Origin of the sequence: Pseudomonas sp. 2957 (assembly GCF_031456345.1) — a bacterium.
GTDB classification, from domain to species: domain Bacteria; phylum Pseudomonadota; class Gammaproteobacteria; order Pseudomonadales; family Pseudomonadaceae; genus Aquipseudomonas; species Aquipseudomonas siliginis.
This window is the reverse complement of record NZ_JAVDUL010000005.1, coordinates 377999-391120: the sequence shown is the minus strand read 5'-3', so window position 1 is coordinate 391120 and position 13122 is coordinate 377999. Positions and strand designations below refer to the sequence as shown.

Below are 13122 nucleotides of genomic sequence, written 5' to 3'. Positions count from 1 at the left end.
TTTGACTTAGGTAGAGACTTGTCTGGATCCGATTGGGGAATCATTTTGCCCCGGCGGAGTCGGAACAATGCTCGCCAACCTGGCATAAAGATAGCTGGCCGTTGGTTTATTGATCTGTTTTCGGCGAGGGTTGCTCGTGATTGTTAGTCCCTGTAATGCAGCAAAAATGTCTGCCAAACGCATGCGAAGTGCTCTGGTAGCGGGTTCGGCGCTCCTGTGCCTGCTCAGCGCCGGTCAGCTTTGGGCGTTCAATCTTGACGACGTATCGGCCAAGGCCAAAGAGCTGGCCGGGCAGAAGTTCGAAGCCCCGCGCAGCAACCTGCCGAACGAATTCCGCGAAATGAAGTTCGCGGACTACCAGAAGATCCGCTTCCTCACCGAAAAGGCTGAGTGGGCCGATCAGAAGACGCCGTTCAAGCTCTCCTTCTATCACCAGGGTATGCACTTCGATACACCGGTGAAAATCAACGAAATCACCACCAATACCGTCTCGGAGATCAAATACGATCCGAGCCGCTTCGATTTCGGCGATCTGAAATTCGATCCGAAAGCCACTGAGCAACTGGGTTATGCCGGTTTCCGTGTGCTGTACCCGATCAACAAGGCCGACAAGCAAGACGAGATCATGACCATGCTCGGCGCGAGCTACTTCCGCGTCGTCGGCAAGGGCCACACCTATGGTCTGTCGGCCCGTGGTCTGGCGATCGATACCGCGCTGCCGTCGGGTGAAGAGTTCCCGCGTTTCCGCGAGTTCTGGATTCAGCAGCCCAAGCCGGGCGACAAGCACCTGGTGATCTTTGCTCTGCTCGACTCGCCGCGTGCCACTGGTGCCTACCGTTTGATCCTGCGTCCGGGCAGCGACACCATTGTCGACGTCAAAGCGCAGATGTTCCTGCGTGACAAGGTCGGCAAACTGGGTATCGCGCCGCTGACCAGCATGTTCCTGTTCGGCGCCAACCAGCCGTCGAAAGTCCTCAACTACCGTCGTGAACTGCACGATTCCAGCGGTCTGTCGATCCATGCCGGCAACGGTGAGTGGATCTGGCGTCCATTGAACAACCCGAAACACCTGGCCGTGAGCAACTTCAGCGTCGAGAACCCGCGTGGTTTCGGTCTGCTGCAGCGTGGCCGCGATTTCAGCCACTACGAAGACCTCGACGACCGCTACGACAAGCGCCCAAGTGCCTGGATCGAGCCGAAGGGCGAGTGGGGCAAGGGCACTGTCGATCTGGTAGAGATTCCGACCGCTGACGAAACCAACGACAACATCGTTGCGTTCTGGAGCCCGGAAAAAATGCCGGAGCCAGGCCAGCCGCTGGACTTCGCCTACCGCATGCACTGGACCATGGACGAAGCAGCACTCCATGCGCCGGACAGCGCCTGGGTGGCGCAGACCCTGCGTTCGACCGGTGACGTCAAGCAATCGAACCTGATCCGTCAGCCCGACGGCAGCGTTGCCTATCTGGTCGACTTCGAAGGTCCATCGCTGGCGGCACTGACGCCGGATGCCGACGTGCGCAGTCAGGTCAGCGTCGGCGACAATGCCGAACTGGTCGAGAACAGCGTGCGCTACAACCCGGAAACCAAGGGCTGGCGCTTGACCCTGCGGATGAAGATCAAGGATCCGAGCAAAGCGACCGAGATGCGCGCTGCCCTGGTTCAGCCGGTGGTCACCGCAGATCTGGGCAAATCGGTGCCGGCGTCCAATTCGTCGGTCGCCAAGGCCGACAAGGTGGCCGCCAAGCAACAGGAAAAACTCGACAAGGAAGCCAAGGCCGCCGAAGCCAAACAGGCTGAAGCCAAGCCTGCAGCCGACGCCAAGGACAAGGCCAACAAAGACGCCAAGCAGCCAGTCGCTGCCGACGCGGCCCCTGCCACACCGGAATCGGCGCCGACTGAAGAAGTCCTGACCGAGACCTGGAGCTATCAGTTGCCTGCCGATGAGTAATTCACCAGTACAGCCAGAGACTCTGTCCGAGTATCTGGCGCATCTGCCGATGACCGACGAGCAACGCGCGGAACTCGCGGGTTGCCAGTCGTTCAGCGAGCTGCATGAACGCCTGTCGTCCTCGACATTCGACGCCCCTGCCGAAGCCGCCCAGGCTTCGGTGGGCAAGCGCCTGACCCTGAGCACTGCCGAAGAACTGGCCGAAGCGGAAATGCTGGTGCTCGACGCCAGTGGTCGGGTCAGCCTCAAGGCGACCCCGCCGATCCGCCGCACCAAGGTCGTGCCGGAGCCATGGCGCACCAATATTCTGGTGCGTGGCTGGCGCCGTCTGACCGGGCGCACCAACCCGCCGCAGCCGCCGAAGGACGCCAACGTCCTGCCGGCCGCGCGCTGGCGCACGGTCGGCTCGATCCGTCGCTACATTCTGTTGCTGCTGATGCTCGGCCAGACCATCGTTGCCGGCTGGTACATGAAAGGCATCATGCCGTACCAGGGCTGGTCGTTCGTCGATCTGGAAGAAGTCCTGCATCAGCCGCTGCTGCAAACCGCCACGCAAGTGCTGCCGTATGCGCTGCAAACCAGCATCCTGATTCTGTTCGGGATTCTGTTCTGCTGGGTATCGGCCGGTTTCTGGACCGCACTGATGGGCTTCCTCGAGTTGCTCACTGGCCACGATAAATACCGTATCTCCGGGAAAAGCGCGGGTAACGAGCCGATTCCGAAAGATGCGCGTACTGCGCTGGTGATGCCGATCTGCAACGAAGACGTGCCGCGTGTATTCGCCGGTCTGCGTGCGACGTTCGAATCGGTAGCGGCCACCGGTGATCTGGATCGCTTCGACTTCTTCGTCCTCAGTGACAGTAACGACACCGATATCTGCGTCGCCGAGCAACAGGCCTGGCTGGATGTCTGCCGCGAGGCCAAGGGCTTCGGCAAGATCTTCTATCGCCGTCGTCGCCGTCGTGTGAAACGCAAGAGCGGCAACCTCGACGACTTCTGCCGTCGTTGGGGCGGTGACTACAAGTACATGGTCGTGCTCGACGCCGACTCGGTGATGAGCGGCGAGTGCCTGACCAGTCTGGTGCGCCTGATGGAAGCCACGCCGGACGCCGGGATCATCCAGACCGCGCCACGTGCGTCGGGCATGGACACCCTGTATGCGCGCATGCAGCAGTTCGCCACCCGCGTGTACGGCCCGCTGTTTACCGCCGGTCTGCACTTCTGGCAGTTGGGTGAATCGCACTACTGGGGTCACAACGCGATCATCCGCATGAAGCCGTTCATCGACCACTGCGCTTTGGCGCCGTTGCCGGGCAAAGGCGCGTTCTCCGGTGCGATCCTGTCCCACGACTTCGTCGAAGCTGCGCTGATGCGCCGTGCCGGCTGGGGCGTGTGGATTGCCTACGACCTGCCGGGCAGTTACGAAGAGCTGCCGCCGAACCTGCTCGACGAACTCAAGCGTGACCGGCGCTGGTGCCACGGCAACCTGATGAACTTCCGCCTGTTCCTGGTCAAGGGCATGCACCCGGTGCACCGCGCGGTGTTCCTCACCGGCGTGATGTCCTACCTGTCGGCGCCGTTGTGGTTCTTCTTCCTGGTGTTGTCGACCGCGCTGCTGGCGGTGAACACGCTGATGGAGCCGCAGTACTTCCTCGAACCGCGCCAGCTCTATCCGCTGTGGCCGCAATGGCACCCGGACAAGGCCATCGCGCTGTTCTCGACGACCATCGTGCTGCTGTTCCTGCCGAAGCTGTTGAGCATCATCCTGATCTGGGCCAAGGGCGCGAAAGAGTTCGGCGGCAAGTTCAAGGTGACCTTGTCGATGCTCTTGGAGATGCTGTTCTCCATGCTGCTGGCGCCGGTGCGGATGATTTTCCACACCCGTTTCGTACTGGCCGCGTTCCTCGGCTGGGCCGCGACCTGGAACTCGCCGCAGCGTGACGACGACTCGACGCCGTGGAGCGAAGCGGTCAAGCGCCATGGTCCGCAGACATTGCTAGGCTTCTTCTGGGCGCTGCTGGTGATCTGGCTGAACCCGAGCTTCCTCTGGTGGCTGGTGCCGATCGTCGGTTCGCTGATGCTGTCGATCCCGGTATCGGTGATCTCCAGCCGTGTCGGCCTTGGTCTGAAGACCCGTGACGAGAGCCTGTTCCTCATCCCTGAGGAATACAATCCGCCACAGGCCTTGCTGGCAACCGATCAGTACACCCACGAAAACCGCTATCACGCCCTCAACGACGGCTTCGTCCGCGCCGTGGTCGATCCTCAGCAGAACGCCTTGGCGTGCTCGCTGGCGACTTCGCGTCACGGTCAGGCCGAGCCGATCGAGTGGCTGCGTCAGGAACGTGTGCGCCACGCGATCAAGGTCGGCCCGGCCGGGCTGAACAACCATGATCGTCTGCAACTGCTCAGCGACCCTGTTGCACTGGCACGTTTGCACGAGCAGGTCTGGGCCGAAGGGCTTGCCGAGTGGCTCGATGCTTGGCGCGCTTCGGTGAAAGCTGATCCGCATGCGCCGTTGCTGCCGCTGCGACCGGTGAGCCTGCAGGCTCAGCCGGCCTGATAAAAGAACCCCGCTGATTCAGCGGGGTTTTTTTATGTCCGCTGATTTGCGAACAAATCCGGATAAAGCCTAAAACCAGTGCATAGCATCCGTCGCCAAATTGGCGCGCCCGTTACCTACGACGCGCAAACAGCGCCGCTGCCTTCGCGAGCAGGCTCGCTCCCACAGGGAAACGCATTCCAAGGTGGGAGCGAGCCTGCTCGCGAATGGCATCACCTCGGTTACAGGCGAACCGCAGTCGTGCATCAACTCAGACTTTGAAACGGCCTACCAGCATCTGCAGATGCGTGCCCAACCGCGCCAGTTCAACGCTGGACGCAGCGGTCTCTTCACTCGCCGCCGAGGTCTGATCCGACACATCGCGCACGTTCAGCACGCTGCGGTTGATCTCTTCGGCCACGGCGCTCTGCTGCTCGGCAGCGGCGGCGATCTGCTGGTTCATCGCCTGGATCGCCGAGACGGTGCGGGTGATGCTCTCCAGTGAGCCACCGGCACGCCGGGTCAGTTCGACGCTGCTGTCGGTGAGGCTGCGGCTGTTGTCCATGATCGTCGCCACTTGCTGAGTGCCGTTTTGCAGGCCGACGATCAGCTCTTCGATCTCTTCGGTGGACTTCTGGGTGCGCTGGGCGAGGCTGCGCACTTCGTCGGCAACCACGGCGAAACCACGTCCGGCTTCCCCGGCACGGGCCGCTTCGATGGCAGCGTTGAGGGCCAACAGGTTGGTTTGTTGGGCGACAGACTTGATCACGTCGAGGACGCTGCCGATCTTGTCGCTTTCACGCTTGAGCTCGCCCATGGCTTCAGTGGAGTGACCCACCTCGATTGCCAGACGCTCGATCTGGGCGATGGCTTCGCCGACGACCTTGTCGCCTTCACGGGCCTGTTGGTCAGCGGCGACAGCGGCCTCTGAGGCTTCTTCAGCGTTGCGTGCGACTTCCTGCACGGTGGCGGCCATTTCGTTCATGGCGGTGGCGACCTGATCAGTCTCGACCTTCTGATTGTTGACCCCGGCGCTGGTCTGCTCGGTCACCGCCGAAAGTTCTTCAGCGGCGCTGGCGATCTGCGTGACGCCGTCGCTGATACCGCCGATCAACTCGCGCAGGCCTTGGGTCATGCTTTGCATCGAGCGCTGCAATTGCCCGAGTTCGTCGCGACGCAGGGACACCAGGTTGTGCGTCAGGTCACCGGCGGCCACGCGCTCGGCGACTTTCAGGGTCTGGGTCAGCGGAATGATGATTTGTCGGGTGATCGCCCAAGCGGCAATCAGACCGAAGGCCAGCGCCAGCGCAGTGGCGATCAGCAGCATGTTCTTGGCATGGGCGGCATCGGTGTCGCGCACCACGGTTTGCGATTCGGTGAGCTTCTTGCTGGCCGCGATCAGGATGTCGCCCTGAGCCGACATGTTGGCCAGTGCGGCGGCGTTCTTGATTTGTGAATCACGGAACTGAGCGACGGCGGCGCGGTAAGCCTTGAGCGAATCGGTGGCTTGCTGCAGGTTGGCGATGTGCTGCTCTGGCACGCGGGTCGGCAGGCTTTCGAGGTTCTTCAAGGCGTTGTCGATGGCGGTCAGCGCCGGTTGCTCGGCATCGGCCTTGCCGCTGTAGGTGTAACCGCGCACCTGATAGCGCGCCTGCTGCAACAGTTTGCTCAGCTCGATGACAGCGTTGTACTGCGCAACGCTGTCGCCTTGCAGCAGCGCACTTTCGACTTCGCCGACCTTGGCCACAGCATTGTCAGCGTTGGCGCCAAGCTTGCTGCGCGCATCTTCACGGTGCACGGTGGCCTGGGTCATTTCGCCGAAAGCGCGTTTGTATTCGGCAACCGCAGCCAGTTGCTGGTCGACCATCGCCACATCGGACGGCTGCTCGATCATGCCGCGTGCCGACTGCAGACCGCTTTCGAGTTTGCTGAGCAATTCATTGACCGCGCCCGGACCCTGTTCACCACGACGCATGTCGTAGTCCATGCGCGCCAGGCGCAGGTCTTTGGTCAGCTCATTGAGGCTGGAAATGAAGCCGAGCTTGTCGCCACGGCTGATGATGCCGCTCATGCCGGTCCAGCCGGTGAACGTGATCAACAGCGTCAGCAACAGCACCAGGCCGAAACCGATGCCCAGCTTGCGTTTGACGCTGACGTTTCCAAGACTCTCGGCTAACCAACGGTACATGCGACCACTCCCTTCGGACCACTTAATTGGACTTATAGGGGCTGTATCGGCTGGGTGGTGGCAATCTGTAACGCCACTTGTCTGCGACTGTAGGGGCTTGTAGGAGCTGACGAGTGCAACGAGGCTGCGATCCTTTGATCTTGCTTTTAAAACAACATCAAGATCGCAGCCTTCGGCAGCTCCTACACAGGATCGGTGTCGCGCTAGAACAGGCGTGCGAGCAGGGCGGTGACGGCGGTTTCGACGCGCAGGATGCGCTCGCCCAATTGCACCGGTTGCAGGCCGGATTTGGCCAGCAGATCGATTTCGTAGGGAATCCAGCCACCCTCGGGGCCAATGGCCAGGGTCACCGGTTCGTTCAGGGCGCGCGGGCAGGGCGGGAAGTGGCCGGGGTGCCCGACCAGGCCGAGGGTGCCCGCGCTGATCGCCGGCAGCCGATCCTCAACGAAAGGCTTGAAGCGCTTTTCGATGACGATCTCCGGCAATACCGTATCGCGAGCCTGTTCGAGCCCGAGGATCAACTGCTCACGAATCGCTTCCGGCTCCAGAAACGGCGTCTGCCAGAAGCTTTTTTCGACGCGATAGCTGTTGACCAGAATCACCTTGGCCACACCCATGGTCGCGACGGTCTGGAACACGCGGCGCAGCATTTTCGGCCGGGGCAGGGCCAGCACCAGGGTCAGCGGCAGCTTGGCCGGCGGTGGCTGATCAAGGCTGACACGCAACTCTGCTTCGCCCGCTTCCAGACGCAGCAGCTCAGCCGAACCCATCAGTCCGTTGATGCGCCCGACGCGCAGGCTGTCGCCGACTTCCGAGCGATGCACTTCCTGCATGTGGGTCAGGCGCCGGTCGCGCAGGACCACGCGGTCGGCCGCAATGAAGTCGGCCTCTTCGAGCAGCAGCAGGTTCATGCCTGGGTCGCTGGCGGCTGGTCGTTGTGGTCGTCGGCCGGCGTTTCGTCCGGGCGTTCGCGCTTGCTGACCAGCGCGCCGAAGAGGATGCCGATCTCGAACAGCATCCACATCGGCACAGCCAGCAGGGTCTGCGAGAAGATGTCCGGCGGGGTCAGGATCATGCCGACCACGAAGCAGCCGATGATCACGTACGGGCGGATCTTCTTCAGGTATTTGACGTCGACCACGCCGATCCACACCAGCAGGACCACGGCCACCGGAATCTCGAACGCCACGCCGAAAGCGAAGAACAGCGTCATGACGAAATCGAGGTAGCTGGCGATGTCGGTCATCATTTCCACGCCGGCCGGGGTGGCAGCGGCGAAGAATTTGAAGATCAATGGAAAGACGAAGTAATAGGCGAACGCCATGCCGATGTAGAACAGCAGGATGCTGGAGATCAGCAGCGGTACCGCGACGCGTTTTTCATGCTTGTACAGGCCCGGAGCGATAAAGCCCCAGATCTGATGCAGGATCACCGGAATCGCAAGAAACAGCGAAACCATCATCGTCAGTTTCAGCGGCGTCAGGAACGGCGACGACACGTCTGTGGCGATCATCGTCGCGCCGACCGGCAGGTACTGGCGCAGCGGCGTCGAGACGAAGGTGTAGATCTGCTGGGTGAACGCGAACAGCCCGGCAAAGATGATGAAGATCGCCGCCACGCAACGCAGCAGGCGGGTGCGCAACTCGGTGAGGTGCGATACCAGCGGCATGTGCTGGTCGTTTTCCGGAAGATCGCTCATGGGGCTCGCGGCGGCAGTGTAGGGTCTTGAGGCGCTGGTGTAGTCGGCGCGGCGGAGGGCGCTACGTGTTCAACCGATGTGTCTGTGGTAACCGGCGCCGGTCCTGGCGGTGTTACAACAGGTGCAGGAGTCGGAGCGGCAGCGCTGTGAATCGTCTGCTCGCCCACAGGCTCGACCGGCGTCGGCTCCTGCTGGTTCGGATTGAAGATCTTCCGCGCCTCTTGCTCCAGCGACAGAATATGTTCGTTGTGCAGTTGCCGACGGATCTCGTCGGCACCGATTTCACGTTCAACTTCCTGTTTGATCGCGTTGAAGCTGCGCTTCAGGCGGCCGACCCACAGACCGGCGGTGCGCGCCGCGCCCGGCAGACGCTCGGGGCCGAGCACCAGCAGGGCGACGAGGCCGACGAGCAGCAGTTCAGAGAAGCTGATACCAAACATTAGTCAGTGCTCACACGTCTTTGCGGATCGGCTCTTCGACTTTCTGCGCCTGCACATCGATGGTGTGCGGCGGGTTGGCCTGAGCGGTGGTTTGCGGCTGCACCGGTGGCACAGGCTGGGCCGGCGGGGTCACGCTCGGCTCGGCCGGTTTTTCGTCGTCGTTCATGGCTTTGCGAAAGCCCTTGATCGATTCGCCAACGTCGGTGCCGAGGTTTTTCAGTTTTTTGGTACCGAATACCAGCACCACGACAATCAGAATGACGACCCAGTGTTTCCAGTCAAAAATGCCCATGTGGCGATTCCTCTCTAAAAGTTGTTCAGGCGGACGGACGCGAGGCTTTCTCGACGTGTCCGGACAGGCCGAAGCGACGGTCCAGTTCATCCAGCACGGCCTGCGGATGCTGCCCCAGTTGGGCGAGCATGACCATGCTGTGGAACCACAGGTCGGCGGTCTCGTAGATCACATCACTGCAATCGCCGCTGATGGCGGCATCCTTGGCGGCAATAATGGTTTCGACCGACTCTTCGCCGACTTTCTCCAGAATCTTGTTCAGCCCCTTGTGATACAGGCTGGCGACATACGAACTGTCGGCGGCTGCGCCTTTGCGCTCTTCAAGTACCTGAGCGAGGCGGGTCAGGGTGTCACTCATGTGTGTGTCCTGCGGAATAGATAGCGTGCGGGTCTTTCAGTACCGGATCGACCGTTTTCCAGTCGCCGTTTTCGAAGACCCGGTAAAAGCAGCTTTGACGGCCGGTGTGGCAGGCGATGTCGCCGATCTGTTCAACCATCAGGATGATCACGTCGGCATCACAGTCCAGGCGCATTTCATGCAGGGTCTGCACATGGCCGGACTCTTCGCCCTTGCGCCACAGCTTGCCACGGGAACGTGACCAGTAGATTGCACGATTCTCCGCAGCGGTCAGTTCCAGCGCTTCGCGGTTCATCCAGGCCATCATCAATACGCGCCCGGTCTTGTGATCCTGGGCAATCGCCGGCACCAGGCCGTCAGCATCCCACTTGATCTCGTCCAGCCAGTTTTTCATCGTCAAATCTCGAAAAGCAGCAGCAAGCCATGAGCTTCGAGCTGCAAGTAAACGCACGTTGCGGTGTGCCAGTAGCGTCAAGCTTGGAGCTGGCAGCTTATAACTTGCAGCTCAATCGTGCTATCGGCGAACGACCAGATACAAACCGACCGCGATCATGATTCCGGCGGGCCAGTGCGCCCACTCGGTCAGCGGACCACCCGCAGCGAGGATCGCGCCGCCGGCCAGATGCGCGCAGCCGAGCAGGCGCAGGAACCAGTCGTCCTTGCGTTTGTGCCACGGCGGCGGAGGATCTTTGGCGTGGGGTTGCGACATGCGTTCGAGCAGATCGCGGGCCATGTTCGACAGGTGCGGAATCTGCTCCAGCTGGCTCTGCACGTTGCCCAGCAAGGCTTTCGGGCTGACGCGTTCGCGCATCCAGCGCTCGAGAAACGGCTGCGCGGTGTTCCACAGATCCAGATCCGGATACAACTGACGACCGAGGCCTTCGATGTTCAGCAAGGTCTTCTGCAACAGCACCAGTTGCGGCTGCACTTCCATGTTGAAGCGGCGTGCGGTCTGGAACAGGCGCATCAGCACCTGGCCAAATGAAATATCTTTTAACGGTTTTTCGAAGATCGGTTCGCACACCGTACGGATCGCCGCTTCGAATTCGTTGAGTTTGGTTTCCGCCGGCACCCAGCCCGAGTCGATGTGCAGTTGCGCCACACGACGGTAGTCACGCTTGAAGAAGGCGAACAGGTTGCGCGCCAGATAGTCCTGGTCTTCCGGGGTCAGGCTGCCGACGATGCCGCAGTCGATCGCGATGTATTGCGGGCTCCACGGATTGACGGTGCTGACGAAAATGTTGCCCGGGTGCATGTCGGCGTGGAAGAAACTGTCGCGGAACACCTGAGTGAAGAAAATCTCCACGCCGCGCTCGGCGAGCATCTTCATGTCGGTGCGCTGGTCGGCAAGGGTCGCCAGATCGGTGACCTGGATGCCGTAGATGCGCTCCATCACCAGCACTTTCGGCCGGCACCAGTCCCAATAGACTTGCGGCACGTACAGCAGCTGCGAGCCTTCGAAGTTGCGGCGCAACTGGCTGGCGTTGGCCGCCTCGCGCAACAGATCGAGTTCGTCGTAAATGGTTTTTTCGTAGTCCTGCACCACATCGACCGGGTGCAGCAGGCGCGCGTCAGCGGAGAACTTCTCGGCGGCGCGGGCGAGGATGAACAGCCACGCCAGATCCTGCGCGATGATCGGTTTCAGGCCCGGGCGAATGACCTTGACCACGACTTCTTCGCCGCTTTTGAGCTGCGCCGCATGCACCTGCGCCACCGAGGCCGAGGCCAGCGGGGCGACGTCGAAACGGCTGAACACTTCGCTGATTTTCTTGCCCAGCTGTTCTTCGATCAGCTTGATTGACAGCTGCGAGTCGAACGGCGGCACGCGGTCCTGCAGCAGCATCAGCTCATCGGCGATGTCCTCCGGCAGCAGGTCACGGCGGGTCGAAAGAATCTGCCCGAACTTGATGAAGATCGGCCCCAGATCCTGCAACGCCAGACGCAAGCGCGCACCACGGTTGAGTTCCAGCGGCTTGCGCGGCAGCCAGCGCCACGGCAGCAAAAAGCGCACGGCCAGAAGGAACCAGGGCAGCGGCAGATCGAACAGCAGGTCATCGAGGCGGTAGCGGATCACGACGCGCTGGATGCGCAACAGACGGCGGACGGCAAGCAGCTTCATGCGTTATCGCTTGGGTCGAGGGATCGGGAAAGGCGCTCGAAACGCGCCTCGAGACGTTCCAGATCAAGTTTGATCCGGTCCAGTTCGCTGAACCGCGCTTCGGCTTCGCGTTGCCCGACGAGGGTGCGCGATTCTTCGGCGAGGTATTCGGCAAGATTCTGGTTGAGGCTGGCAAATCCTTGTTGATACCAGCGTGCGCGGCTGCGCATATGGCCACCGAGCAATTGCGTGGCGACCGGACCGAGCCAGCGCGAGAGTTCGTACTCCCAGTCCAGCTCAAGATCCTGCAGCACGCCGGCCAGCTCCAGCAACACACCGCTGTCGCCATCGAGCTCGACTTCCGGTGCATGCAGCACGGCGGTCTTGTCCTTGCTCAGGGCCAGTTTCACCAGGCTCGAGGCCGGTGCACGCAACGTGCAATCGACGTCCGCTGCCCACTGCGAGGCGAGCATCAAGCCTTCGTCGCTGGGCAGGATGAACAGTTGCAGGGCCGGGCTGCGGCAGTCGACGGCAATCACCTTGCCGGTCAGATGCGCCAGGCGCGGCAGCGCCGTGCTGTCGAGACGCAGCACCCGGTTGAGGCCGAGTTCGACGCTTGCGAGCAGCCCGGTAAGCAACATCAGGGCTTGATGCCGCGGTGCAGGGCGACGATGCCTGCGGTCATGTTGTGATAGGTCACGCGGTCGAAACCGGCCTCGACCATCATCGACTTCAGGGTTTCCTGATTCGGGTGCATGCGGATCGATTCGGCCAGGTAGCGATAGCTTTCCGAGTCATTGGTGATCAGCTTGCCCATCAGCGGCATGAAGGCGAACGAGTAGGCGTCGTAGGCTTTGGACATCAGCGCGTTGGTCGGCTTGGAGAATTCCAGCACCAGCAGACGGCCGCCAGGCTTGAGCACACGCAGCATCGAACGCAGCGCGTCCTCTTTGTGCGTGACGTTGCGCAGGCCGAAGGCGATGGTCACGCAGTCGAAATGGTTGTCCGGGAACGGCAGTTTTTCCGCGTCGGCCTGGACGAATTCGACGTTGCCGGCAACGCCCAGATCGAGCAGACGATCACGGCCGACCTTGAGCATCGACTCGTTGATGTCGGCCAGCACGACCTGGCCGGTCGGGCCGACGAGGTTCGAAAACTTGCGGGTCAGGTCGCCGGTGCCACCAGCGATGTCGAGTACGCGGTTGCCGCTGCGCACGCCGGAAAGCTCGATCGCGAAACGCTTCCACAGACGGTGCATGCCGCCCGACAGAAGGTCGTTCATGAGGTCGTATTTAGCGGCTACGGAATGGAAAACCTCAGCGACTTTTTCCGCTTTCTGGCTTTCCGGAACGTTTTTGAAGCCGAAGTGAGTGGTGGGTTCGGCATCGCTGCCTTTGCGCTGATCAGTCATATCGCTGTCACCAAAAGAGAATGCGCGACATTCTAATCCCCAAGCCATGCTTTGTCTTGGAATGGCTAAAGGTAAGATGGGCAACCTTCGGGACGATTTGCCGCAGATGCGGTCAAGATTCAACGTCAGCTATTCAATCATCAGGA

12 protein-coding genes and 1 pseudogene are annotated in these 13122 nt (G+C 61.3%); 2 read left to right on the top strand and 11 right to left on the bottom strand.

The window, feature by feature from the left end; genetic code table 11:
• Positions 1-166 precede the first annotated feature (166 nt).
• Together J2Y39_RS19950 and mdoH are read left to right on the top strand one after the other, a co-directional pair.
• A complete protein-coding gene (locus J2Y39_RS19950; RefSeq protein ID WP_162098724.1) occupies positions 167-1948 on the top strand; it encodes a glucan biosynthesis protein G in 1782 nt (593 codons plus the stop codon).
• Positions 1941-4511: a glucans biosynthesis glucosyltransferase MdoH gene (gene mdoH / locus J2Y39_RS19945; RefSeq protein ID WP_150638015.1), complete on the top strand. Its 2571-nt coding sequence runs from the start codon at positions 1941-1943 to the stop codon at positions 4509-4511. Before J2Y39_RS19950 ends, mdoH begins: the two co-directional genes overlap by 8 nt.
• Positions 4512-4761: 250 nt before the next feature.
• Here the strand turns inward: mdoH and J2Y39_RS26585 are convergent, their stop codons facing one another.
• The 11 genes and pseudogenes from J2Y39_RS26585 to ubiE all read right to left on the bottom strand — a co-directional run bounded on the left by J2Y39_RS26585 (position 4762) and on the right by ubiE (position 12976).
• Complete coding sequence (locus J2Y39_RS26585; RefSeq protein WP_370593502.1) at positions 4762-5475, bottom strand: methyl-accepting chemotaxis protein; 714 nt, start codon at positions 5473-5475, stop codon at positions 4762-4764.
• Positions 5476-5616: 141 nt separating this feature from the next.
• A pseudogene (locus J2Y39_RS26580) lies at positions 5617-6561 on the bottom strand (methyl-accepting chemotaxis protein); the annotation flags it as partial.
• 320 nt (positions 6562-6881) lie between these two features.
• Entirely contained in the window at positions 6882-7589 is a 708-nt protein-coding gene (locus tag J2Y39_RS19935; RefSeq protein ID WP_056787298.1) for a 16S rRNA (uracil(1498)-N(3))-methyltransferase, read from the bottom strand.
• Positions 7586-8377: a twin-arginine translocase subunit TatC gene (tatC, locus tag J2Y39_RS19930; RefSeq protein ID WP_016772075.1), complete on the bottom strand. Its 792-nt coding sequence runs from the start codon at positions 8375-8377 to the stop codon at positions 7586-7588. The genes J2Y39_RS19935 and tatC overlap by 4 nt, the downstream gene beginning before the upstream one ends.
• Complete coding sequence (gene tatB / locus J2Y39_RS19925) at positions 8374-8817, bottom strand: Sec-independent protein translocase protein TatB (protein ID WP_095181038.1); 444 nt, start codon at positions 8815-8817, stop codon at positions 8374-8376. Before tatB ends, tatC begins: the two co-directional genes overlap by 4 nt.
• A 10-nt stretch (positions 8818-8827) precedes the next feature.
• Positions 8828-9109 carry a twin-arginine translocase TatA/TatE family subunit gene (locus tag J2Y39_RS19920; protein WP_016772073.1) on the bottom strand — a complete coding sequence of 94 codons (282 nt, stop codon included), beginning with the start codon at positions 9107-9109 and terminating at the stop codon, positions 8828-8830.
• A 25-nt stretch (positions 9110-9134) separates the two neighbouring features.
• Positions 9135-9467, bottom strand: a complete 333-nt coding sequence (locus tag J2Y39_RS19915; RefSeq protein WP_003220849.1) for a phosphoribosyl-ATP diphosphatase — start codon at positions 9465-9467, stop codon at positions 9135-9137.
• Positions 9460-9861 carry a phosphoribosyl-AMP cyclohydrolase gene (gene hisI / locus J2Y39_RS19910; protein ID WP_007899278.1) on the bottom strand — a complete coding sequence of 134 codons (402 nt, stop codon included), beginning with the start codon at positions 9859-9861 and terminating at the stop codon, positions 9460-9462. Before hisI ends, J2Y39_RS19915 begins: the two co-directional genes overlap by 8 nt.
• 120 nt (positions 9862-9981) lie before the next feature.
• Positions 9982-11586, bottom strand: a complete 1605-nt coding sequence (gene ubiB / locus J2Y39_RS19905) for a ubiquinone biosynthesis regulatory protein kinase UbiB (protein ID WP_056787303.1) — start codon at positions 11584-11586, stop codon at positions 9982-9984.
• Positions 11583-12206, bottom strand: a complete 624-nt coding sequence (locus J2Y39_RS19900; protein WP_150741727.1) for an SCP2 domain-containing protein — start codon at positions 12204-12206, stop codon at positions 11583-11585. The genes ubiB and J2Y39_RS19900 overlap by 4 nt, the downstream gene beginning before the upstream one ends.
• The gene (gene ubiE, locus J2Y39_RS19895) at positions 12206-12976 is read right to left on the bottom strand and encodes a bifunctional demethylmenaquinone methyltransferase/2-methoxy-6-polyprenyl-1,4-benzoquinol methylase UbiE (RefSeq protein WP_016772069.1); all 771 of its coding nucleotides are present in this window, start codon (positions 12974-12976) and stop codon (positions 12206-12208) included. The genes J2Y39_RS19900 and ubiE overlap by 1 nt, the downstream gene beginning before the upstream one ends.
• Positions 12977-13122: the final 146 nt, after the last annotated feature.

Coding starts and splice junctions, on each gene's coding strand:
- tatB (WP_095181038.1), bottom strand. CDS start 8,817: ATGTTTGGTATCAGCTTCTCTGAACTGCTGCTCGTCGGCCTCGTCGCC.
- hisI (WP_007899278.1), bottom strand. CDS start 9,861: ATGAAAAACTGGCTGGACGAGATCAAGTGGGATGCTGACGGCCTGGTG.
- J2Y39_RS19950 (WP_162098724.1), top strand. CDS start 167: ATGTCTGCCAAACGCATGCGAAGTGCTCTGGTAGCGGGTTCGGCGCTC.
- ubiB (WP_056787303.1), bottom strand. CDS start 11,586: ATGAAGCTGCTTGCCGTCCGCCGTCTGTTGCGCATCCAGCGCGTCGTG.
- J2Y39_RS26585 (WP_370593502.1), bottom strand. CDS start 5,475: ATGAACGAAATGGCCGCCACCGTGCAGGAAGTCGCACGCAACGCTGAA.
- J2Y39_RS19920 (WP_016772073.1), bottom strand. CDS start 9,109: ATGGGCATTTTTGACTGGAAACACTGGGTCGTCATTCTGATTGTCGTG.
- J2Y39_RS19915 (WP_003220849.1), bottom strand. CDS start 9,467: ATGAGTGACACCCTGACCCGCCTCGCTCAGGTACTTGAAGAGCGCAAA.
- mdoH (WP_150638015.1), top strand. CDS start 1,941: ATGAGTAATTCACCAGTACAGCCAGAGACTCTGTCCGAGTATCTGGCG.
- tatC (WP_016772075.1), bottom strand. CDS start 8,377: ATGAGCGATCTTCCGGAAAACGACCAGCACATGCCGCTGGTATCGCAC.
- ubiE (WP_016772069.1), bottom strand. CDS start 12,976: ATGACTGATCAGCGCAAAGGCAGCGATGCCGAACCCACCACTCACTTC.
- J2Y39_RS19900 (WP_150741727.1), bottom strand. CDS start 12,206: ATGTTGCTTACCGGGCTGCTCGCAAGCGTCGAACTCGGCCTCAACCGG.
- J2Y39_RS19935 (WP_056787298.1), bottom strand. CDS start 7,589: ATGAACCTGCTGCTGCTCGAAGAGGCCGACTTCATTGCGGCCGACCGC.